This is a genomic window from Pseudobacillus sp. FSL P4-0506 (genome assembly GCF_038003025.1).
Classification (GTDB): domain Bacteria; phylum Bacillota; class Bacilli; order Bacillales; family Domibacillaceae; genus Pseudobacillus.
On the sequence record NZ_JBBOOI010000001.1, the window covers coordinates 1945424 to 1967142 of the forward strand.

At 41.1% G+C, this 21719-nt stretch carries 22 protein-coding genes; 15 read left to right on the forward strand and 7 right to left on the reverse strand.

Features of this window, described 5'->3' with window-relative positions:
- Positions 1 to 7: 7 nt before the first annotated feature.
- Together MKZ02_RS09550 and vrrA are read right to left on the reverse strand one after the other, a co-directional pair.
- A complete protein-coding gene (locus MKZ02_RS09550) occupies positions 8 to 964 on the reverse strand; it encodes a 4-hydroxy-3-methylbut-2-enyl diphosphate reductase (protein WP_120033067.1) in 957 nt (318 codons plus the stop codon).
- Between the two features lie 91 nt (positions 965 to 1055).
- On the reverse strand, positions 1056 to 1604 hold the full coding sequence (vrrA, locus tag MKZ02_RS09555) for a VrrA/YqfQ family protein (RefSeq protein ID WP_120033064.1): 549 nt from the start codon (positions 1602 to 1604) through the stop codon (positions 1056 to 1058).
- A gap of 172 nt (positions 1605 to 1776) precedes the next feature.
- On the opposite strand from vrrA, the gene MKZ02_RS09560 reads away from it, so the two are divergent.
- Entirely contained in the window at positions 1777 to 3096 is a 1320-nt protein-coding gene (locus MKZ02_RS09560) for a DEAD/DEAH box helicase (protein ID WP_120033061.1), read from the forward strand.
- Between the two features lie 93 nt (positions 3097 to 3189).
- Entirely contained in the window at positions 3190 to 4086 is an 897-nt protein-coding gene (locus MKZ02_RS09565) for a deoxyribonuclease IV (protein ID WP_120033058.1), read from the forward strand.
- Positions 4087 to 4282: 196 nt separating this feature from the next.
- On the opposite strand, the gene MKZ02_RS09570 is transcribed toward MKZ02_RS09565, so the two are convergent.
- On the reverse strand, positions 4283 to 4537 hold the full coding sequence (locus MKZ02_RS09570) for a DUF2624 family protein (RefSeq protein ID WP_120033055.1): 255 nt from the start codon (positions 4535 to 4537) through the stop codon (positions 4283 to 4285).
- A gap of 109 nt (positions 4538 to 4646) precedes the next feature.
- Here MKZ02_RS09570 and MKZ02_RS09575 point away from each other — a divergent pair, with 109 nt between their 5' ends.
- From MKZ02_RS09575 to MKZ02_RS09590, 4 genes are all read left to right on the forward strand, one after another.
- Positions 4647 to 5519, forward strand: coding sequence for a YitT family protein (locus tag MKZ02_RS09575; protein ID WP_340853282.1), 873 nt, complete (start codon positions 4647 to 4649; stop codon positions 5517 to 5519).
- Positions 5520 to 5627: 108 nt separating this feature from the next.
- A complete protein-coding gene (locus MKZ02_RS09580) occupies positions 5628 to 6407 on the forward strand; it encodes a metal ABC transporter ATP-binding protein (protein WP_120033049.1) in 780 nt (259 codons plus the stop codon).
- Entirely contained in the window at positions 6404 to 7240 is an 837-nt protein-coding gene (locus MKZ02_RS09585) for a metal ABC transporter permease (protein WP_340853284.1), read from the forward strand. Before MKZ02_RS09580 ends, MKZ02_RS09585 begins: the two co-directional genes overlap by 4 nt.
- A 5-nt stretch (positions 7241 to 7245) precedes the next feature.
- Entirely contained in the window at positions 7246 to 7665 is a 420-nt protein-coding gene (locus tag MKZ02_RS09590) for a Fur family transcriptional regulator (RefSeq protein WP_120037825.1), read from the forward strand.
- A gap of 97 nt (positions 7666 to 7762) precedes the next feature.
- Here the strand turns inward: MKZ02_RS09590 and MKZ02_RS09595 are convergent, their stop codons facing one another.
- Positions 7763 to 8347 (reverse strand): hypothetical protein, encoded by a 585-nt coding sequence (locus MKZ02_RS09595; RefSeq protein ID WP_120033046.1) that lies wholly within the window; start codon positions 8345 to 8347, stop codon positions 7763 to 7765.
- 153 nt (positions 8348 to 8500) lie between these two features.
- Between MKZ02_RS09595 and MKZ02_RS09600 the strand changes: the two genes are divergently transcribed.
- Positions 8501 to 8866 (forward strand): hypothetical protein, encoded by a 366-nt coding sequence (locus tag MKZ02_RS09600; RefSeq protein WP_120033043.1) that lies wholly within the window; start codon positions 8501 to 8503, stop codon positions 8864 to 8866.
- A 30-nt stretch (positions 8867 to 8896) separates the two neighbouring features.
- On the opposite strand, the gene ispG is transcribed toward MKZ02_RS09600, so the two are convergent.
- The 3 genes from ispG to MKZ02_RS09615 form a co-directional block, all read right to left on the reverse strand.
- Positions 8897 to 9994 (reverse strand): flavodoxin-dependent (E)-4-hydroxy-3-methylbut-2-enyl-diphosphate synthase, encoded by a 1098-nt coding sequence (gene ispG, locus MKZ02_RS09605; protein WP_259455787.1) that lies wholly within the window; start codon positions 9992 to 9994, stop codon positions 8897 to 8899.
- 216 nt (positions 9995 to 10210) lie between these two features.
- Complete coding sequence (locus MKZ02_RS09610; protein ID WP_340853290.1) at positions 10211 to 10543, reverse strand: LysM peptidoglycan-binding domain-containing protein; 333 nt, start codon at positions 10541 to 10543, stop codon at positions 10211 to 10213.
- A 69-nt stretch (positions 10544 to 10612) separates the two neighbouring features.
- Positions 10613 to 11401 carry a DUF1189 domain-containing protein gene (locus tag MKZ02_RS09615; protein WP_340853293.1) on the reverse strand — a complete coding sequence of 263 codons (789 nt, stop codon included), beginning with the start codon at positions 11399 to 11401 and terminating at the stop codon, positions 10613 to 10615.
- Positions 11402 to 11623: 222 nt separating this feature from the next.
- Between MKZ02_RS09615 and MKZ02_RS09620 the strand changes: the two genes are divergently transcribed.
- The 8 genes from MKZ02_RS09620 (at position 11624) to pstB (ending at position 21624) form a co-directional block, all read left to right on the forward strand.
- Positions 11624 to 13258 carry a Na/Pi cotransporter family protein gene (locus MKZ02_RS09620; protein ID WP_340853295.1) on the forward strand — a complete coding sequence of 545 codons (1635 nt, stop codon included), beginning with the start codon at positions 11624 to 11626 and terminating at the stop codon, positions 13256 to 13258.
- 169 nt (positions 13259 to 13427) lie between these two features.
- A complete protein-coding gene (sodA, locus tag MKZ02_RS09625) occupies positions 13428 to 14036 on the forward strand; it encodes a superoxide dismutase SodA (RefSeq protein ID WP_120033031.1) in 609 nt (202 codons plus the stop codon).
- Positions 14037 to 14125: 89 nt separating this feature from the next.
- Entirely contained in the window at positions 14126 to 15358 is a 1233-nt protein-coding gene (locus tag MKZ02_RS09630) for an MFS transporter (protein ID WP_445324327.1), read from the forward strand.
- A 97-nt stretch (positions 15359 to 15455) separates the two neighbouring features.
- Entirely contained in the window at positions 15456 to 17636 is a 2181-nt protein-coding gene (locus tag MKZ02_RS09635) for a peptidoglycan D,D-transpeptidase FtsI family protein (protein WP_120033025.1), read from the forward strand.
- 266 nt (positions 17637 to 17902) lie between these two features.
- Positions 17903 to 18865 carry a PstS family phosphate ABC transporter substrate-binding protein gene (locus tag MKZ02_RS09640; protein ID WP_120033021.1) on the forward strand — a complete coding sequence of 321 codons (963 nt, stop codon included), beginning with the start codon at positions 17903 to 17905 and terminating at the stop codon, positions 18863 to 18865.
- A 75-nt stretch (positions 18866 to 18940) separates the two neighbouring features.
- Entirely contained in the window at positions 18941 to 19885 is a 945-nt protein-coding gene (pstC, locus tag MKZ02_RS09645) for a phosphate ABC transporter permease subunit PstC (protein WP_120033018.1), read from the forward strand.
- A complete protein-coding gene (gene pstA / locus MKZ02_RS09650; RefSeq protein WP_340853302.1) occupies positions 19885 to 20775 on the forward strand; it encodes a phosphate ABC transporter permease PstA in 891 nt (296 codons plus the stop codon). The genes pstC and pstA overlap by 1 nt, the downstream gene beginning before the upstream one ends.
- A gap of 33 nt (positions 20776 to 20808) precedes the next feature.
- A complete protein-coding gene (gene pstB, locus MKZ02_RS09655; RefSeq protein WP_120033012.1) occupies positions 20809 to 21624 on the forward strand; it encodes a phosphate ABC transporter ATP-binding protein PstB in 816 nt (271 codons plus the stop codon).
- Positions 21625 to 21719: the final 95 nt, after the last annotated feature.

A 21719-nucleotide genomic window follows, 5' to 3' on the forward strand; every position in this document is an offset into this window, starting at 1 on the left:
CTTGCTATTAACGAGTCGTCAATGTGGATCTTTTCACCTTTGGTAAAATTTTATTCAACGGGACTTTTTTCTCTCGAGTCCACGTGCTTTCGTCATTCGGATCAAATTGTTCTAAAAACTGAATAACTTCTTTTACAATCGGTGTTGGAGTAGACGCTCCAGCAGTTACAGCTGCCGTCTTCGCATCCTTTATCCAGTCGATTTCGATTTCGGAAACATCGGCTACCCGATAAGCCGTTGTGCCGGCAATTTCCATAGAGACTTGAGCTAGACGGTTGGAATTGTTGCTCTTAGGGTCTCCAACAACAATTAACACATCTGCTTCACCCGCTTGTTCTGCTACCGCTTCCTGACGGACTTGGGTAGCGAGGCAAATTTCTTTATGCATCTCTGCGTGCGGATATTTTTCCTTAATTTTGTCCATGATGTCAGCTACGTCCCATTGGCTCATCGTCGTCTGGTTAGTAACAATTATCTTAGGGCTCTTTATCACCAACTTGTCGACGTCTTCAGGTTTCTCAACTAAATGAATGATCTCAGGGGCGACGCCTAATGCACCTTCTGGTTCAGGATGGCCTTTCTTTCCGATATAAATGATCTCATATCCTTCTGCTTTCTTTTCGCGGATTAAATCGTGTGTCTTTGTAACATCAGGGCAGGTAGCATCAATAGTCACAAGATTCTTCTTGCGGGCAAGCTCTCTTACTTCCGGAGAGACGCCATGGGCAGTAAAGATAACTGTTCCTTTATCGACTTTTTCAAGTATTTCTCTTCGGTTGCTGCCTTCGAGTGTAATGATGCCTTCTTCTTCGAATGCGTCTGTTACATGCTTGTTATGGACGATCATTCCAAGAATATAGATCGGACGCGGCAAGCTTTTATCTAGAGCGGCGTTCCGGGCGATGACCATCGCATCTACTACGCCGTAACAATATCCTCTCGGGGCGATTTTAACTAGTTCCATAAAAAAACCTCCTATTTTTATAATCGGAGTAAAAAGTGTACGAATTCATTATATAGGAGGAGGCTGAACTTTGGAAGTAAACAACCGTTTCTTAAATGTAAAGTTTCGGTGTGGATGATTTAGATGTTGGCTTTGAAGTAAGCTCATCATCTCTTTCCGACTGTGATTCGATTTGTTCTGCTACCGGCTTCTCTTCTGTTTTTGAAGTTTCCGATTGCTGTTTTTCTTTCTTTTTTACTGGCTCTTCAGATGGGCTCTCGGTTTTGTTCTCTTCTTCTGCATCAGGCATAGACTTCAATCCTTTATAAAGCTTCCACATAGAGGGCAAATTTTTTACCATGGGACCGTACTGTTCAACGATTGGCCCTATTTGCTGAACAGTTTTCAGTACTTGCTGCGTGTTAGCCAACATCTGTTGTAAATTCAGAGGATTGGTTAACTTTTGGGCAGCTGCGCCTGCGCCTTGGCGCTCAAACCCAGTTAGGCCAGGGCCTCCCCCTGTCCCTTGTCTTAGAAGCCCGAGTAGCCCCCGTCCGGTTCTTCTCGGCATACCAGGAGGCGGAGGAGGAGAGAAGCCTCTCATCGGAGGTGGATAGTAATAGCCGGGCGGAGGACGATTGCCGCGTGGAAAAGGGATCATAACTAATTCATCCTTTCATATATTTTTCTTCTTCGTTATTGTATGCGCTAAAAAGCAAAAAGGTTTGCTTTGAAAATGAACGAATCATCCGGAGCCCTTTGATTTATAGAAAGTTTTGATATAATATCAGAATGGAGAAAAAGGCTTATTCAAGCCAAAAGGAGTGTCACACTTGGCAAATCATCAATTCGAGAAATACGGGTTTCAACCGTTTATTAATAAAGGAATAGAGCAATTAGGTTTTTACGAGCCAACAGATATACAAACAAAGATGATCCCGCTTATTCTAAAAGGGGAAAGTGCGATTGGACAATCCCAAACGGGAACAGGGAAAACGCATTCTTATATTTTGCCGATCCTTCAGCAAATAAATCCGGCTAAAAAAGAAGTACAGGCTGTTATCACGGCACCGACGAGGGAGCTTGCTAATCAAATTTACCAGGAGATTCTGAAGATTACTCGCTTGTCTGAGGAAGAAATTACAGCTCGCTGTTATATTGGCGGGACAGATAAGCAGCGAGACATTGAAAAACTGAGAAATCAACCGCACATTGTTGTGGGGACACCTGCAAGAATTAATGACTTAATCCAGGCGCAGGCGCTATCTGTTTATAAATCTAAGGTGCTTGTAGTGGATGAAGCAGATTTGATGCTTGACATGGGATTTATTGTTGATGTGGACCAGATTGCTTCTAGAATGCCTGAGCAATTAAACATGTATGTTTTTTCAGCAACGATTCCTGAAAAGTTAAAGCCTTTTTTGAAAAAATATATGGAAAATCCAGAATATATTCATATTCAGCCTAAACATATTTCAGCAGAAAATATCAATCACATTCTCGTGCCGAAAAAAAGCCGGGAAAAGATTGACTTGCTGTTTGATATGCTGCAAGCATACAACCCATATTTAGCCGTAATCTTTACTAACACAAAACAAAAAGCTGATGAAGTGGCAGATGCCCTGCTGGAAAAAGGCTTAAAAACAGGCCGGATACATGGGGACTTATCACCGCGTGACCGGAAGAAGATGATGAAGCAAATACGTGATCTAGAATATCAATTCATTGTTGCCACGGATCTGGCGGCACGGGGAATTGATATCGAAGGGATCAGCCATGTCATCAACTACGAGTTGCCAAAGGATCTAGATTTTTATATTCATCGGGCAGGACGGACCGCGAGAGCAGGCTCTTCAGGAATATGTGCAACAATCTACACTCCTTCTGATGAAGATGCTCTTGTCCGATTAGAGAAGATGGGTATTACATTTAGCCATGCGGATTTGCGCAGTGGCGAATGGACCGAGCTTGTTGACCGTAACCAACGGAGAAAACGTGAAAAAGCAGCAGACGAAATTGATGCTAAAGCAAAATCAATTGTTCGCAAACCAAAAAAAGTAAAGCCGGGTTATAAGAAGAAAATGCAAAGAGAAATGGTGCAATTTAAAAAGCGTGAGCGTCGTTTAGAAACAAAGCGCACTAAGAAGAAGTAAGAGGTGAATGAAAAGGCCTGCTGCAGCAGGCCTTTTTTGCTGAAAAAGATGTATTTTTCTAGTAAAATAATGAGCGGTAAAGGAGAGATAGATATGTTGAAAATTGGATCCCATGTGTCAATGAGTGGGAAAAAAATGTTACTTGGGGCAAGTGAGGAGGCCGCTTCTTACGGTGCAAATACATTTATGATTTACACGGGAGCTCCACAAAATACGAGAAGAAAAAAAATTGAAGAGCTGAATATTGAAAAAGGCTGGTTTCATATGAAGGAAAATGCCATGGTCGATATCGTTGTTCACGCTCCATATATTATCAATATTGGCAACACAATCAGTGCGAACACATTTGAACTTGGTGTTACTTTTTTACGCTCTGAAATAGAGCGGACAGCCGCTCTTGGAGCCAAACAGATCGTGCTTCATCCAGGCGCTCACGTTGGGGCAGGAGCAGAAGCGGGTATCAAAAAGATTATTGAAGGGCTAAATGAGGTGTTAACAAAGGATATTGATGTGCAAATTGCCCTGGAAACAATGGCTGGCAAAGGATCGGAATGCGGAGTTACTTTTGAAGAGCTGGCAACGATTATGGACGGAGTATATTTAAATGATAAATTATCAGTTTGTTTTGATACATGCCATACCCATGATGCTGGTTATCCTATAAGAGAGGATTTTGACGGAGTGCTTGATCAATTTGACCGCATTGTTGGAGTAGAACGGATCAAAGTTTTGCATATTAATGATAGTAAGAATGAGCAGGGAGCGAGAAAAGACCGTCATGAAAATATCGGCTTTGGACATATTGGGTTTGAAGCACTCAATTATATTGTCCATCATCCTCAGCTAACAGAGATTCCAAAGATACTGGAAACACCTTATGTAGGTGAAGATAAAAATTCTCGCAAGCCACCTTACAAGTTTGAAATTGAGATGTTCAGACAAAACGCATTTGATGAAAATGTGCGTCAGAAAATATTGACTGTTAATTAACAGTTCGCACTTTTTACGAGAGTCTGTTAAAAACAGGGTGGTTTTGGGTAAAGGCTTAGTCTTGTAAACCCAGATAATCTTTTCCTGCTGAAAATTAGAGAGCACACTTTCAGCAGGAAAAGACAACTGCTTATCTGGAATAAATAAGCGCATGTTGACTTGGACATTGTTAAGAATCGAAAGCCCTGTATCTTTGTTATTGTAAAAAAGTTGTGAGTAGTTTGTTTAGTTTTTTGGCAGTTTGTTCATTGGTAATGGCGGCGATTTCCCTCAACAGATTTGCCCTCTCATATTCATTAAATAAATCGACTTTCTGGCTTTGCAAGCGGCGTGCGATTTTTTCAGCCTCTTCTCTTCTCAATGGGATATCAAGTCCTTTCGCATACTTTAACAGTTCATCCCCTGTCATCGTTTGAGCTTTTTGGTTAATTAAGTGCTGTAAAAATTTCATTGGCAGTCACTCCTTTTCTTCTATGTTTAATGTATGAAAGAAAGAAAAGAAGGTGATTCAAGAACACCGTTGTTCCAAAGGAATACTTTACAATAAAAGGAATGATGTTATGCCTAAGCAGCATAAAAAGGAAAAAAAATCTCATGTTTTCTATCGGCTTGTGATGATTCTTGTCGGGGCAGCCTTTGCAGCAGCATCTATTGAATTGTTTCTTGTTCCCAACAATATTATTGACGGTGGCATTATTGGCATCTCACTAATTTTAAGTTATTTGTTTAAGCACCCCCTGCTGAATTTCTCTACATTCGTCGTTTTATTAAATATCCCTTTTTTATATTTTGGTTATAAGCAAATTGGGAAAACATTTATGTTTTCTTCTCTCTTTGGCATCGTATGTCTTGCCGTATTAGAACATAGCTTTCAACAAATAGGCCCATTTACTGATCAGCCCGTCTTAGCAGCAGTGTTTGGCGGCCTGCTTCTTGGATTAGGGGTAGGACTCGTTATCCGTCATGGAGGAACGCTTGATGGGACAGAAATACTTGGTATTTTGATGATGAAAAGGCTGCCTTTTTCAGTTGGCGAATTTGTGATGTTTATTAATGTATTTATCTTTGGATGGGCCGCTTTTGTGCTAGGTGCAGAGAATGCCATGTACTCAGTGATGACATACTATATTGCTTTTAAAGCCATTGACACAGTCATTCAGGGTCTCGAAGAAACGAAAGCTTGCATTATCATTTCGGATTTTTACGAAGAAATGGCTGATGTGATCCTTCATCGTCTTGGACGGGGAACAACAAAATTAAAGGGGAAAGGCGGGTCTACTGATTCGGATAAAGAAGTTCTCTATGTAGTGGTTACACGGCTGGAAGTGACCAAGTTAAAAAGTATTATTAACGATGTTGATCCAGATGCTTTTCTCACAGTGATGAATACACATGAAACGAGAGGAGGCCACTTTAAGACGGCTATTCACTAGGAGCATTCGGAACTGTTCTTGAGCAGTTCCGATTTACTTTTTTCAGCAGATAGTGTATACTTCATTTTGTTTACAAATCGTAATCATTCTTATAAAGGAGACACTTCAATGAATCAATCACCTGTCATTGAAATCAAAAACGTGTCCTACCGTTATGACCGGGATAATGTGTTAGAAAACATTCAATTATCTGTCCCTAAAGGGGCTTTTTTAGGTTTAGTAGGTCCGAATGGCTCGGGAAAATCGACTTTACTCAAACTTATTTTAGGTTTGTTAAGAGTAAAAGAAGGGGAAATCTTTCTGTTTGGCACATCCCAGAAGAATTTTAAAAACTGGGACCGTATTGGATTTGTTTCACAAAAGGCAAATTCCTTTAATACCGGCTTCCCTGCCACGGTCTATGAAGTAGTAGCGAGTGGGTTAACAAAAAAACTGGGGCTTTTTCGTTTGCCTGGCAGCAAAGAAAAGCAAGCAATTAAAGCAGCAGTAGCAGCGGTAGGAATGGAGCAGTTTCTTACACGGAACATTGGAGAGCTTTCTGGGGGGCAGCAGCAGCGCGTATTTATTGCCAGAGCCATTGTGTCCAAGCCGGACATTCTTATTCTCGACGAGCCGACTGTTGGTGTGGACAGTAAAAATGTCGAATCATTTTATGAAATGCTTTCTTATTTAAATAAGAAAATGGGCATTACCCTTTTATTGGTAACGCACGATATTGGCATTATTAGTGATAAAGTGACGCATGTAGCCTGCTTAAATAAGTATCTGCACTTTCACGGCAGCATGAAGCAGTTTGAAACGCTTGACGAAGAGGACCTATCGGATTTATATGGTCATGGAATCCATTTGCTTGATCACCATCATGATCATCAGGAGGCAGATGTATGATTGAAGCGATCAGTCAATATGAATTTCTTCAAAATGCCTTTTTAACAGGTATGATTATCGGTGTGATCGCACCGTTGCTTGGTGCTTTTATCGTTGTGAGAAGGCTGTCGCTGATCGCTGATGCGCTCAGTCATGTAACACTGGCCGGTATTGCTGCCGGACTCTATTTTGGCCAGACGTTTACTTTTCTTGCTTGGTTAAATCCAATGTATTCCGGCATGGTGTTTTCTGTGATTGGTTCCTTGTTCATTGAACGGCTCAGAACCGTCTATAAACATTATCAAGAGTTGGCCATTCCAATTATTTTATCCGGGGGAATAGGCATAGGCGTTATCTTTATCTCATTGGCAGATGGATTTAACACAGATTTGTTTAGTTACTTATTCGGAAGCGTCAGTGCTGTCAGCCGTGAGGATTTGTGGCTGATCTGTCTGATCAGTATCATCGTTATCGCAACTGTATACTTATTGTATAAAGAACTATTTTTATTATCATTTGATGAGGAGCATGCGAAAGCTTCCGGTATCCCAGCGAAATCCATTCATTTTGTGTTTATCATTCTTGTTGCTCTCGTGATAGCGGCGTCTATGCGTATTGTAGGTGTGCTACTTGTGTCTGCACTTATGACTTTGCCTGTGGCAGCTGCTATACGGATGGCAAGAGGGTTCAAACAGACTATCGTTTATTCTGTTCTGTTTGGTGAGATCGCCGTGATCACCGGACTGATCAGTGCCTTTTATTTGGATCTCGCTCCCGGTGGAACGATTGTAGTGGCATCTATTCTCATTTTACTGATTGTCATTTCAGCTAAAAAATTCATAAAGGCGGGATGAAAAAGATGAATTTAACTGAAGCGGTCGAGCTTTTGAAAGAGAAGGGCTATAAACAGACAGGCAAGCGCGAAGACATGCTAGAATTGTTTGCACGAAAAGATAAATATTTAACAGCAAAAGAAGTGCTCGAAGAAATGAAGGACAGTCATCCTGGCCTCAGTTTCGATACGATTTACCGAAATTTGGCGCTGTTCGTGGAAATGGGGATTCTAGAGGAAACGGAATTATCCGGTGAACGGCATTATCGTTTTACTTGCTCACATCAAGAGCATCACCATCATTTCATTTGTTTAGCCTGCGGGAAGACCCGGGAAATACATTTATGCCCGATGGATCACATTCATGGGCTGCCGGGCTATGAAGTTTCAGGCCATAAATTTGAGGTGTATGGCACATGTCCGGCGTGTTTGCCAGCCGCCCAATGAACAGCCAATTGGTGTTCTGTATTCGTTTGTCTTTATAAAAAAGATGCAGCAAAGGTCAAAGCTGACTTTTGCTGCATCTTTTTTAGTTATCCTTCATTTATCGAATGGCTTTCTCCGAGTGAATCCATTCATTTACCCATTGTTCTGCCTGTACCCAATTATTCACTCGAATAACACCTTCTGGAACGGGATCTTGGTTATAAGGTGTGTTAAACAACAGGACGGGAATACGTAGCTCTTCATGAATGCTGACGGCATTGTCGTGTTTATCTTCAAAAAAGATATCAACTTTATACTGCTTCGCTGCTTTAATTTTGTCATGAGAGCCAATCAGCTCAATGTGATCATATAAGATATCTTGCTTTTTAAACCACTGTTCGGTTACATCCATCAAGTGACTTCTGCGGGCGCTAATGAAAAAGAGCTGAAATTCTTCTTTCCATTTTACCAGAACCTCTTTAGCTCCTTCTGCAAGAGGAGAGTTCGAGTAAATGATCGGCTCTCTTTTGTTAAACCAATTACTGAAGCGTTCCGCCGGGATGCCTAGTGCTTCAGATAAATCGTATTTTTTTATATCATCAAGTGTAATATTTAAAGAAAAATCTTTATTGATGAATGGAATTAAACTGGTTGGGCATGTAACGGTTCCATCAATGTCAATGCCAAAACGCTTTTCTTTCATATTCTTTACTCCTTACATTGGGAAATCTTTATCAAAGTGTATCATATTTTGGCGCAGATTGTTATGAAAGACAAGGCCTGACTGAATAATTTTAAAGTAAAAGCCAATACTATAAAAGCTCCTTAAATGATAACAGTGAGGGGATGAGTAACAATGGACAACAAGTTCGACAAAGATCCGATGCCAACAGGCGAAACAGGAATGTACAAAGAAACTGGACTGTATAGAGAGGAAACAGGTGCTGAATTGGCTGAGCCTGTTCCTGTGCGTCAAGAAAATCAGGTAGACAATAATCGTGAGGGTCAGGTGAATAGAACGACTGGCGGGCGCGGAATTGGATATGCTGGTTTAATCGTTTCTGTTCTCGCGTTATTTATTATGCCTGTTCTATTTGGTATTGTTGGTATTGCTCTTGGATTTTTCGCAAGAAGCAGGGGAGAGCAGACCCTTGGTGCCTGGGCAATTGGCATAGGAGCCGCTGCAGTAATTATGGGCCTGTTTGTTTTACCCTTTTTTTAGATAACAAAAAGCCTGGCAAATGCCAGGCTTTTAAATATTTTGCGCTTCAGCTGCTTGCTTCTGATAATATTCCTCAGCAATTTTGTCAATTTCTTTCTTTAGTTCCTCTACCATCGTTTCTTCCGGCACTTTACGAACGATCTGGCCTTTTCGGAACAATAATCCTTCTCCACGGGCACCAGCGATACCGATATCGGCTTCACGTGCTTCTCCTGGTCCGTTAACGGCACAGCCAAGCACGGCTACTTTAATTGGAGCTTTGATTTTTTGGATATATTCTTCCACTTCATTAGCGATGCTAATCAGGTCAATCTCGATCCGACCACAAGTTGGACAGGAGATTAAAGTAGCAGCATTGGAAGAAAGGCCAAAAGATTTCAGTAGTTCTCTCGCCACTTTTATTTCCTCGACAGGATCAGCGCTCAAAGAAATGCGAAGTGTATTGCCAATGCCTTTGCTTAAAATAGCTCCAAGGCCGGCAGCGCTTTTTACTGTTCCTGCAAACAAAGTACCAGACTCTGTAATACCGAGGTGAAGCGGATAATCAAATGCTCTGGCAGCTTTCTCATACGCTTCGATAGCTAAATTAACATCTGAAGCTTTCATGGAGACGATGATATCATGAAAATCAAGATCTTCCAGAATTTTAATGTGATGCAGAGCACTTTCTACCATGCCATCCGCTGTTGGATAACCATATTTTTCTAGGATGCGGCGCTCCAAACTTCCGGCATTTACGCCGATGCGAATTGGAATGCCTTTTGCTTTAGCTGCATTAACTACAGCTTCTACTTTTTCACGGCGGCCGATATTACCAGGATTAATCCGTATTTTGTCTGCTCCGCCTTCAATGGCTTTCAAGGCGAGCTTATAGTCGAAATGTATATCAACTACTAATGGAATATTAATTTGCTTTTTTATATCTGCAATGGCATTTGCCGCACGCTCATCAGGACAAGCAACACGAACAATTTGGCATCCTGCTTCTTCAAGGCGATGAATCTGTTGGACCGTCGCCTCTACGTCATGAGTTTTAGTAGTTGTCATACTTTGAATAAATAGTTCATTGCTTCCGCCGATGGTTAAGTTTCCGACTTTCACCGGGCGTGTATTTGAACGGTGGATAATTTCACTCAATGGTGATTCGCCCCTTTTCATTCTGATAAAAAGCTGCTTCAATCATCAATTGTACCAGTAATCGGGCAGATCTGACAAGAAAATGACAATGGAAAAAGACTTTCCTCTGATCGAATAGTTATAAGCTCTGCTTTCAGGCGTTCGATTGTTTTGGCTGGTCCGGTACGGAGAGGAATGAAAGGCGTCAATTCCTTTTAATTGTTCAGCTTATGTTCCTTTTTGATACAGTGGAAATTTATAATGTTCACCTATGCGGATGTTATCAGGAGAAACGCCCTGGTTTAGCTCTTGAAAATCTGCGATTGCAGTTTCAATATCCGCGGGAAGCTTGCCGTTATGAAGGGACGCTAGAATAGACAGAACCGTGTCACCGGTTTTTACCTCTCTTTCTTCATAAGGTAAGGCCGGCAAATAGTTGCTTTCTGCGTTTGCTTCTTTTTTTGGATTTTCTTCTATATGGGGCAGCGAGCCGTTTGTGAAATCATTCCAAATGCCAGCTGTGATGATCATAAAAGCGATAAATAGCAAAAAATTTCTCATCTTTCCACCTCTTTTTACCAATATATGCTTGTCCAAAGGAAATAGAACAAAAAAAGAGGCGGAGATGAGTTATTTTGCCACGGGCTGTTTTTTCGATTTGGGCAGCGGGATGGAAGAAACAGCAAGAAAGAGCATAATGGCAGTGATCAACCAGTCGATAAGAAAGCTAAAAGAAAGTATAATGCCTGCCAAACGCAGGAGAGTAAAAACTATAATAGCAGGTGTCATTGCATAAGCGGCCAAGCGCCAGCTTTGCCGGTAAAATAATTTTCTCCCCGTTAATTGCTTGAAAAGCATACCGAAGGCCGCAAAAATAGATGCCTTTATAAAACCAAGGCAAGAGGTGAACAGATAGTAGAGAATAAAGAGAACCGGTAAGAAAATAGCCGAATATGCTTGCAGAGAATGAGCATATTGGATGACTTCTTCCTTGTCTATGGCTGTTATACCCGGAATGTCGTAGGAAACTGTTTGCAGTTGGCCACCTACAGATAAAACCAGTTCTTCTTTTAAAAGCCCGATAGCCTGATCCTTTTCTGCTAAATCGTTCGCGGCAACGGTGCCTGTTGAATCAATAATAATGTCAGTCGTTCCTTTCTTTATCCACTTCGTTTCAGGAGAAGGGGATGTAAGCTGGCCGTGTTCAATGGTGAATGACGAAACCTCTTGTTGAATGACTTCTCGAAAAGAAGAAAGACCGCTCGTTGCCAGCAGGCTGAATTGAATAAAAAATGGCAAAGAAGAGATAAGCATTAATAGGAAAATGTAAGAAATGGTTTTGCCTATTCCCTGAAAGCGAAAAAAAGAAATCGTTTTGGGAGAGTATAGACTTTTCCACAACTGTTGAAAAATATTCATAGTAAGAATCCTCCTTCTCGTTATTCTATTCTGATTTCTTTCTAATTTTCAAGCCTAGCTTTAATAGCTCGGCTTTTTTTGTAACGGAAATGTAACATAACACCTCTAATGTTAATCAATTGTAAATTTTTCGTATAGGTCATTTACTTCTTCCTTGCGATTTATTAATAATTGTAGAGGATTGCAAGTTTTGTCGAATTCATCTAATTAGGAGTTGAAAAGATGGGGATTAACGTCCAAGAAATGATATTCCAGTTTCTGGGGGGACTCGGTATATTTTTATATGGGATAAAGTTAATGGGGGATGGACTACAGCAGTCAGCAGGAGATCGTTTGCGCGACATTCTTGACCGGTTTACAACCAATCCGCTCATGGGAGTTTTGGCAGGAATTCTTGTTACGGTCTTAATCCAGAGCAGTTCTGCGACTACCGTGATCACGGTCGGATTGGTGAGTGCTGGTTTTATGACGCTAAGGCAGGCAATCGGAGTGATCATGGGAGCTAATATTGGCACGACAGTAACCGCCTTTATTATTGGTATTGACGTCGGGGCCTATTCCCTGCCTATTTTAGCGCTTGGGGCTGTATTTATCTTCTTCTTCAAAAGTAAAAAGCTGCACAACATAGGAATGATTCTTTTCGGATTCGGTTCATTATTTTTTGGCTTGGAGCTAATGAGTGATGGAATGAAACCACTGCGTTCGTTAGATACGTTCCATGATTTGACCGTTAACATGAGTTCGAGTCCTATCTTAGGTGTAGTAGTCGGAACCATATTTACCGTTATCGTTCAAAGTTCAAGTGCTACTATTGGAATCTTACAGGGGTTGTTTGCAGAGAATCTGTTGGATTTGGACGCAGCCTTACCGGTTCTTTTCGGAGACAATATTGGTACGACGATCACAGCCGTCTTAGCTTCAATTGGCGCTTCTGTAGCGGCAAGACGAGCGGCTGCTACCCACGTATTATTTAATATTATTGGAACGATCATCTTTTTAATTATTCTTCCTTTATTTACACAGTTTATCCTTTATTTAACAAGTACCTTGAATTTAGAGCCGAAGATGGTGATCGCCTTTGCTCATGGTACATTTAACGTGACAAATACGTTAATTCAGCTTCCTTTCGTTGGTGTACTTGCAATAATTGTGACAAAGCTTATACCAGGTGAAGATACAGTCATTGAATATAAAGCGAAGCACCTTGATCCTATCTTTATTGAGCAATCTCCTTCCATTGCGCTAGGCCAGGCAAAGGAGGAAGTCATCCGCATGGGGCAGTTTGCTGTTAAAGGAATGGAAGAAGTGCATACGTATTTAAAAACAAAAAATCAAAAGCACGCTGATATGGCAACCCAGGTGGAGGATGCTTTAAATAATTTAGATAAAAAAATTACAGATTATTTAATCCATTTGTCAGGTACCTCACTGTCAGAAGCCGAGTTGGAGAAGCATAATACATTAATCGATGCCGTACGTGACATTGAGCGAATTGGTGACCATTGTGAAAATATTATTGAGCTGATTGATTACCAACAGGCAAATAAAGTAAAAATTACCGATCAGGCAATGGCCGATTTAGAAGAAATGTTCTTATTAACAATTGCAGCTGTCAACAAGGCAATTAAAGCGTTAGATGAAAACGACTTGAATTTGGCTAAAGAAGTAACTCAAAAAGAAGAGTTAATTGATAAAATGGAAAGAAAGCTGCGCAAACAGCATATTTTACGCATGAATGAAGGGCTCTGCACAGGACAAGCTGGCATTGTATTTGTTGATATCATTAGCAATCTTGAACGAATGGGTGATCATGCCGTTAATATTGCAGAGGCGATCCTTGGCCTTAGGGATGTATAAAGAAAGTTGATGATAATAATAAGCGGTCGTCTTTCTGAAAGGGTGTTACAGAAAGCACGACTGTTTTTTCTTTAAATCCGATAAGCTTTATTATTGATTAGCGCTTTCACTTTTGTTAATCTTATAGTTGAAGTCTGCGAAACAAATATTACATAGGGAGGAATTTATTATGGCATTTCAATTACCTGAATTACCTTACGCATATGATGCATTGGAGCCTCATATTGACAAGGAAACAATGAATATCCACCATACGAAACACCACAACACATATGTTACAAATTTAAACAAAGCTCTTGAAGGACAAGATGAATTAGCAAACAAGTCAGTGGAAGAAGTAATCGCTAACTTAGATGCTGTTCCAGAAAGTGTGCGCACTGCAGTACGCAATAATGGCGGCGGCCATGCGAATCACTCTTTATTCTGGCAACTTCTATCTCCAAATGGTGGCGGAGAGCCAACTGGCGAATTAGCTGATGCCATTAGCAGCAAATTCGGCAGCCTTGACAAGTTTAAAGAAGAATTCGCTGCTGCAGCTGCAGGCCGCTTTGGTTCTGGATGGGCATGGCTTGTTGTTAACAACGGCGAATTAGAAGTAACAAGCACACCAAACCAAGATTCTCCAATCATGGAAGGGAAAACTCCAATCCTTGGTTTAGACGTTTGGGAGCATGCATACTACTTAAATTACCAAAACCGTCGTCCAGATTACATCAACGCTTTCTGGAATGTTGTTAACTGGGATGAGGTAGCTAAGCGTTATAAAGAAGCGAAATAATTATGAAGCGAACCGATTTTTTCGGTTCGCTTTTTTTGAATAACTTTCTCCTTTTCTCCAAACGCTATAAAGGGAAAGGGGGATGCATCTTGTCGATCATTCGAAAGAGATTCCGCCACTTAGCGCTGTCAAAGGATCTTGGACTGCTGCTGCTTATTGGCGGCTTATATTCCCTGAGTGTGGCGTTGTCCAATACGTTTGTAAATATTTTTTTATGGAGGCAGTCTGGCCAGTTTATCGATTTGGCTGTTTATAATTTGGCGGCAGTGATCTTTGAATTGTTGTCTTATATTGCTGCCGGCCAGTGTGCAAAAAAAGTAGACCGTGTCGTTGTATTAAGAATGGGTGTGTTATTTCTCGGCTTCTTTTATGTAGCCGTGCTGTTTATCGGCAACCAAGCATCGGATTGGATCATACTGCTTGGCGCGCTGCTCGGTGTCGGTTATGGGTTCTACTGGCTTGCTTACAACGTGTTGACATTTGAAATTACAGAACCGGAAACGAGAGATTTTTTTAATGGCTTTTTCGGTTCTTTACTTTCAATGGGCGGAATGATTGGCCCGATAGTAGCCGGTTTTATCATCAGCCGTTTTGCTTCTAATACCGGGTATTTCATTATCTTTGGCGCTTCTCTTGGCTGTTTTTTTATCGCTGTTTTATTGAGTTTACTATTAAAGCGTCGCCCTTCAAGCGGCCGCTTTCAGCTGCTGGAAGTTTGGAAAGAAAGAGACCGTCATCCGGATTGGAAACGAGTGCTGAATGCCCACTTTTTTCAAGGATTGAGAGAAGGGGTGTTTGTCTTCGTTATTTCAGTCTTTGTTTTCGTTACAACTGGAAGTGAACTCGCTCTTGGCACGTATGGATTAGTTTACTCTGGCGTTTCCTTCTTCAGTTATTCACTGGCCGTTAAATTAGTAAAGAAACAGTATCGGAAAAAAGTGATTTTTGCGGGCGGAATTGTGCTTTTTCTGTCGCTGTTTCTCATTATAGTGGATATAACGTTCACTAGGCTGCTGATTTATGCGGCGATTATCGCTATCGCTTATCCATTTTTGCTTGTACCTTACTTGTCCATGACCTACGACGTAATAGGCCGAAGCAGAGAGGCCGCAGAAAGAAGGGTAGAGTACATCGTGGTCAGGGAAGTATTTATTAATGTTGGTCGCATTGTTTCCATTTTGTCTTTTATCGTGGCCATCACACTGTTTGATGAAAGAGAAAGTATTCCGGTGTTGCTCGTCATTCTCGGAGCCGGACATAGTTTGATTTATCTATGCATTAGAAAAGTGAATATGCAGACTGTTAGAGACTTGGTTAATTAACCCAAGTCTCTTTTTAGGCTTGGATGTAGAAAAAAAACAAGAAGTTGTTTAAAATGGAAAAAGAGAATAATAGATTTTTAAGAGAGAGGATAATGTAATGGTGAAAAAAACAAAGAGAAAGAAGAAGACACATGTTCCTTTTCGGATGAACATGATGTTTTTTGTTGTCTTTTTGCTTTTTTCGATCTTAATTTTCAGACTGGGGATTGTGCAAATTGTCCAGGGGGAAGATTATCAGCGGAAAATTGAGCGAACAGAAGACGTGACAGTAAATGCAAGTGTACCGCGTGGGAAAATCTTTGATCGCAATGGCCAGATTGTGGTGGATAATGTTCCGCAAAATGCCATCACCTATACGCGTAAAAAAGGGGCTTCACAAGAGGAAATGCTGAAAACAGCAAAAAAACTCGCGAAGCTGATTGACAAAGAGACGGATCAAGTGACTGAACGGGATAAAAAAGATTACTGGCTTATCAAAAATGAGGAAAAGGCAAAGAAGAAAATTACCAAAAAAGAGTGGGAAAAGGCCAACCAAAACGAAATTTCATCAAAAAAACTTTATCAAATGCAACTTGACCGGATTACGGATAAAGATTTAAAGACATTAACAAACGAAGATTTAGAAGTGCTTGCCATTTATCGTGAGTTTACTTCTGGTTATGCGATGACTCCACAAGTTGTTAAAAATAAAAATGTAACGGAAGAGGAGTATGCAATCGTTAGTGAGAACTTGGCATCTCTTCCAGGAGTGAATACAACAACTGACTGGGACCGAGCATACTCTTATGATGAGACGCTCAAAACAGTACTTGGAAATATTTCTTCTTCCCGTGAAGGTCTGCCAAGAGAGATGGTCGATTTTTATCTTTCCAGGGATTATAGCCGAAATGATCGCGTGGGTAAAAGTTATATTGAGTATCAATATGAAGAAGTACTTCGGGGCCAGAAGACTAAAGTAAAAAATGTAACAGACAAATCTGGGAACATTCTTGATTCTGAGATCGTTCGGAAAGGACAGCGCGGGAACGATTTAATCTTAACCATTGATATGGACTTGCAAGTTGCTGTAGATAAAATCATCGAAGAAGAATTAGGAAAGGCGAAGAGACAGGGAGGCCATCCGCTTCTGGATAGGGTTTTTGTTACAGTAATGGATCCGAACACTGGGGAAATATTAGCTCTTTCCGGGAAAAAGTATGAAGTGAATAAAGGAAAAGCAGAAATGCTTGATTTTGCACTAGGAAACCTTACCACTTCTTATACGATGGGCTCTGTCGTTAAAGGAGCAACCGTTCTAACGGGATATATGACTGGGGCTATTCATCCGGGAGAATATATTGTTGACGAGCCTTTACGATTTGCAGGATCAGGAGGCAAGACAAAAAGTTCCTGGTTTAACCGGGGTGGCGCTATGGGGATTAGTGATCAATATGCGTTGATGCGCTCTTCCAATGTGTATATGTTTAAGACGGCCATGAAAATTGGCGGTGCGAAATATCGTCCGAATGGTCCGTTAAGAATTGACCCGGATACTGTACCGACAATGCGCCGTTATTTCAGCCAGTTTGGCCTTGGGGTGCGCACCGGCATCGATTTACCAAATGAACAAATTGGTTTTCAGGGAGAGATAACGCAGCCTGGTCTGGCCCTTGACTATGCAATTGGTCAATTTGATACGTATACACCATTGCAACTCGCCCAGTATGTTTCTACCATTGCGAATGGTGGTTATCGCATGAAGCCGCATATTGTGAAAGAAATTCGTCAGCCAACAGCAGAAACAGGCAAGATTGGTCCGGTTACAGAAGAGATCCAGCCGGAAGTACTTAATCGCCTAGATGCAAGTTCAAGTGAAATTAAGCATGTGCAAGAAGGTTTTCGAATGGTAATGAGTGGTTCACAAGGAACAGGTAAAAAGTATTTCTCTAGTGCTCCATATAGTCCGGCTGGCAAATCAGGAACGGCAGAAGGACAATATGATGGTCCGAAGCGAGAGCAATATTTAGAAAATGGACAGCCGTTGCCGATGACCTGGAATATCAACCTTGTAGGTTATGCACCTTATGATAAGCCAGAAGTGGCTTTTGCCGTTGTTGTGCCATGGGCTTATCAAAGCGGTGGCAGCTCATCATCAATCAATTATATTATTGGCCGAAAAGTGCTTGATAAATATTTTGAATTAAAAGAGCAAAAAGCAAAAGAAGAAACGTCCGCTGTCGTTGTTGAAAAGGACGTTCGCTCAAAAGATGAAGAAGATGGCGAAGTGGAAGAAGAATAAAATCCTGTTATATCTACAAAAGGCACCTCCAATTGTCAGACAGATCTGGCAGCTGGAGGTGTTTTTTATTTGGAGAAAAGTAAGTACCCATGGTGTAAACGACTTGTTATTAAGCTATTTTTGTATTCATCATTTGTATCTTTATTGTTGAATAATGACGATTTACAAAACGTTAACATTCTATTAAAACCCGTTTAACAGTTTTCAGATAATCTGATTACTGTAAAGAACAACAAAAACTTACAAGTTGGTAGGGGGAGAACGGAATGAAAAAGATAAAAGTGTTGACAGGTTTAGCAATGATGAGCACAGCGCTCGTGCTGGGAGCATGCAACAGCACAGGCGGTGAGGGAAATGCTGAACAATCAGCAGAAGAAAATAAACAAATGCAAGGAAACATACAAATTGACGGCTCCTCTACTGTTTTCCCAATCATGGAAGCTGTTTCTGAAGAATATATGATGGAACAGCCAGACGTAAAAGTAACTGTTGGTTACTCGGGTACAGGCGGCGGGTTTGAAAAGTTGATTGCTGGTGAAACACAAATGAGCAACGCATCTCGTCCGATTAAAGATGAAGAAAAGGCAGCATTAGAGGAGAAAGGAATAGACTTTACAGAATTTAAATTGGCTTATGACGGTCTTTCCGTCGTTGTAAATAAAGATAATGATTGGGTGGACAACCTGACAATCGAGGAATTACAAAAGATTTGGGTTGATAACGGCAAACCAAAAAAATGGTCTGATATTCGCAAAGGATGGCCAGATGAAGAAATCAAACTTTACTCTCCGGGTACAGACTCTGGTACGTATGATTACTTTGATGAAGTGATTCTCGATGGTGCGCAGATCGACAAATCAGCGGTATTGTCTGAAGACGACAATGTGCTTGTACAAGGAGTAACAGGAGAGAAGAGCGGGATTGGGTATTTTGGATATGCTTACTACTTAGAAAACAAAGACAAGTTGAAAGTTGTTCCGATTGACGCTGGAAAAGGTGCAGTGGAGCCGACAAACGAAACAATTGAAAGCGGCGAATATGCTCCATTATCCAGACCATTATTCACATATGCTGCTAACAAGGCAGTTGCAGAAGATAAAGCAGTTTATGATTATTTGAAGTTCACGATTGAGAATGCAGGCACATTATCGGAAGAAGTTGGCTATGTCAAGCTTCCAGAAGAAGAGTATAAAAAAGGCTTAGAAACACTAGAAGGTTTAAAAAAATAATCCGAGAACAGTTGAAAGCACAAGCGGGATAGAGAAGCTCTACCCGCTTGTGCAAGGTTGAAAGGAGTTTTCATCTTGAAAGCGAATAACGAACGAAAGAGCCCAGTCCAGAGCCTGCTTGAGAAAAAATATCAAAATGGCTTTCTGAGCAAGAGCGAAAAAGTGATTCCAGTTCTTCTCTTTTTAATGGCGGCTGTCTCTGTTGTCACCACAATCGGAATTGTCCTGACCTTAATTGTTGAAACGTTTACCTTTTTTAAGCAAATACCATTAGCTGAGTTTTTAACAGCAAAAGAATGGTATCCATTCTCTAAGACTGATGCAACATACGGAATTCTGCCTTTATTTATAGGTACATTGAAAATTACTTTAATTGCTTCCTTAACAGCTGTTCCCATCGGTCTTGCTGTTGCTATTTATTTAAGTGAATATGCGTCAGAAAGAGTTAGAAAGGTAATGAAGCCGACATTAGAGGTGCTGGCAGGAGTACCGACAATTGTCTACGGGTTCTTTGCATTAACATTTGTTACTCCATTGCTGCGATCTATGTTTCCTTCATTGGAAATGTTCAATGCCGTCAGCCCAGGGATGGTAGTTGGTATGATGATTATTCCGATGATTGTATCGCTTTCAGAAGATGCCCTTTCCTCCGTCCCCGAATCAGTGCGCCAAGGGGCTTTAGCACTCGGAGCGACCAAGTGGGAAATGACTTGGCGGGTTGCTTTTCCCGCAGCATTATCAGGAATTATCGCATCCATTGTACTGGCTGTCTCCCGTGCCATTGGTGAGACGATGATCGTTTCTATTGCAGGAGGTTCGACACCAACGGCTTCACTGGATTTGACGACTTCGCTACAAACCATGACCTCTTACATTGTTCAAGTCAGCACGGGTGACGCCGGATTTGGCACAACTATTTATTACAGCATTTATGCAGTCGGCTTTACGCTGTTTCTTTTTACACTCGCTATGAACATGCTGGCACAGAGAATTTCCAGAAGGTTCAGGGAGGAATATTAATGGAGAATGTACAAAAAAATATACGCACAGATGAGATGGTTGAAAAAATTCCGATTCGTCTCTTAAAGAATAAATTATATAAAGGCTTGTTTTTCTTTGCTGCCTTTTTTACTTTCATTCTATTAATTGTGCTGCTTGCACAAATTTTTTCGCAGGGGGCTTCCCACCTTTCATGGGACTTCTTGCAAAACTTTGCTTCCAGACGACCTGAGCAGGCAGGCATAAAAGCTGCTTTAATTGGCACAGTGTGGATGATGGCCGTCGTTGTGCCTGTTTCTTTGTTGCTTGGTGTTGGTACAGCTATTTATTTGGAGGAATATGCGAGTAAAAATCGATTAACCCGTTTTATTCAAATGAATATTTCCAATTTGGCTGGCGTGCCTTCTGTTGTTTTTGGTTTATTGGGATTAACGATCTTTGTGCGAATTCTCTTTTTTGGAAACAGTGTCCTGGCAGCAGGCTTAACAATGAGCTTGCTCATTCTTCCTGTTATCATCGTTGCTTCTCAGGAAGCGATCCGGGCAGTGCCAAAAGAATTAAGAGAAGCATCCTACGGACTTGGGGCTACGAAGTGGCAAACGATTTTGCGAGTGGTCTTGCCTTCTGCTATCGCAGGTATTCTAACCGGAAGTATCCTTGCTTTCTCTCGCGCGATTGGAGAAACGGCTCCGTTAGTTGTTATCGGCATTCCCGCATTTGTTGCGTTTCTACCCAAAAATGTGTTTGACCAGTTTACGGCTTTGCCTATGCAGATTTATAACTGGACGAGCAGACCGCAGGAGGAGTTTCACTTCCTTGCAGCTGCCGGGATTATCGTCTTGCTGGTTATTTTGATTCTAATGAATTCGATCGCTGTGTGGATCCGCAACCGTTATGAGAATAAGCGCTAAATAGATAGTTAAAATGAATGAGGAGGAAACAAGATGGCACTAGTCGCCTTTAAAACAAAAGAGAAGAGAATCAAAGAACAAGCACCTGTTGAGCGTCAAACCGTTTATAGTACAAAAAAATGCAATCTCTGGTATGGGAATCATCATGCATTAAAAAATATTAATCTTGATATGAAAGAAAGAGAAGTAACAGCCATTATTGGTCCTTCAGGATGTGGAAAGTCAACTTATATTAAAACATTAAACCGCATGGTTGACCTCGTTCCCAATGTTAGAACATCCGGAGCCATTGAATATCGAGGAAGAAACATTTTTAGCAAGGACTTTCATGTTGAAGAATTGCGTACGAGAGTGGGCATGGTGTTTCAAAAACCAAATCCGTTTCCAAAATCAATTTTTGAGAATATTGCTTTTGGATTAAGGATTCATGGAATCAAAAATAAACAAATTATTCATGAAACGGTCGAAAAGAGCTTGCGCCAGGCAGCCATCTGGGATGAAGTAAAAGACAGGCTTCACGAATCTGCTTACGGTTTATCCGGCGGTCAGCAGCAGCGTCTTTGTATTGCCCGCAGCCTTGCGCTAGAACCGGACGTTTTATTAATGGATGAGCCGACTTCGGCGCTTGACCCGGTTTCTACTTTAAAAGTAGAAGAACTGATCCAGGAGTTAAAGGAAAAGTATTCTATTATTATTGTCACGCATAATATGCAGCAGGCTTCGCGGATTTCTGATAAGACAGCTTTCTTCCTTAATGGAGAAGTAATCGAATATGATGACACGTATGCTATTTTTAACCATCCAAAAGATAACCGCACAGAAGACTATATTACAGGACGGTTCGGCTAAGTGCCTGATAAGCTAATCTCCTTTCCTGAAATACATGAGGGAAAAGCGCTGTTGTTAGGCAATGAAGAAAGTAAGGGCTGCCCCTTTGAGGGGCA

Bases quoted from the DNA above. Each gene is read 5' to 3' on its own strand.
- MKZ02_RS09565 (WP_120033058.1), top strand. From the start codon at position 3,190: ATGTTGAAAATTGGATCCCATGTGTCAATGAGTGGGAAAAAAATGTTA.
- MKZ02_RS09580 (WP_120033049.1), top strand. From the start codon at position 5,628: ATGAATCAATCACCTGTCATTGAAATCAAAAACGTGTCCTACCGTTAT.
- MKZ02_RS09600 (WP_120033043.1), top strand. From the start codon at position 8,501: ATGGACAACAAGTTCGACAAAGATCCGATGCCAACAGGCGAAACAGGA.
- MKZ02_RS09595 (WP_120033046.1), bottom strand. From the start codon at position 8,347: ATGAAAGAAAAGCGTTTTGGCATTGACATTGATGGAACCGTTACATGC.
- vrrA (WP_120033064.1), bottom strand. From the start codon at position 1,604: ATGATCCCTTTTCCACGCGGCAATCGTCCTCCGCCCGGCTATTACTAT.
- MKZ02_RS09575 (WP_340853282.1), top strand. From the start codon at position 4,647: ATGCCTAAGCAGCATAAAAAGGAAAAAAAATCTCATGTTTTCTATCGG.
- sodA (WP_120033031.1), top strand. From the start codon at position 13,428: ATGGCATTTCAATTACCTGAATTACCTTACGCATATGATGCATTGGAG.
- MKZ02_RS09585 (WP_340853284.1), top strand. From the start codon at position 6,404: ATGATTGAAGCGATCAGTCAATATGAATTTCTTCAAAATGCCTTTTTA.
- MKZ02_RS09635 (WP_120033025.1), top strand. From the start codon at position 15,456: ATGGTGAAAAAAACAAAGAGAAAGAAGAAGACACATGTTCCTTTTCGG.
- MKZ02_RS09550 (WP_120033067.1), bottom strand. From the start codon at position 964: ATGGAACTAGTTAAAATCGCCCCGAGAGGATATTGTTACGGCGTAGTA.
- pstA (WP_340853302.1), top strand. From the start codon at position 19,885: ATGGAGAATGTACAAAAAAATATACGCACAGATGAGATGGTTGAAAAA.
- MKZ02_RS09615 (WP_340853293.1), bottom strand. From the start codon at position 11,401: ATGAATATTTTTCAACAGTTGTGGAAAAGTCTATACTCTCCCAAAACG.
- MKZ02_RS09620 (WP_340853295.1), top strand. From the start codon at position 11,624: ATGGGGATTAACGTCCAAGAAATGATATTCCAGTTTCTGGGGGGACTC.
- MKZ02_RS09570 (WP_120033055.1), bottom strand. From the start codon at position 4,537: ATGAAATTTTTACAGCACTTAATTAACCAAAAAGCTCAAACGATGACA.
- MKZ02_RS09610 (WP_340853290.1), bottom strand. From the start codon at position 10,543: ATGAGAAATTTTTTGCTATTTATCGCTTTTATGATCATCACAGCTGGC.
- MKZ02_RS09640 (WP_120033021.1), top strand. From the start codon at position 17,903: ATGAAAAAGATAAAAGTGTTGACAGGTTTAGCAATGATGAGCACAGCG.
- MKZ02_RS09590 (WP_120037825.1), top strand. From the start codon at position 7,246: ATGAATTTAACTGAAGCGGTCGAGCTTTTGAAAGAGAAGGGCTATAAA.
- pstB (WP_120033012.1), top strand. From the start codon at position 20,809: ATGGCACTAGTCGCCTTTAAAACAAAAGAGAAGAGAATCAAAGAACAA.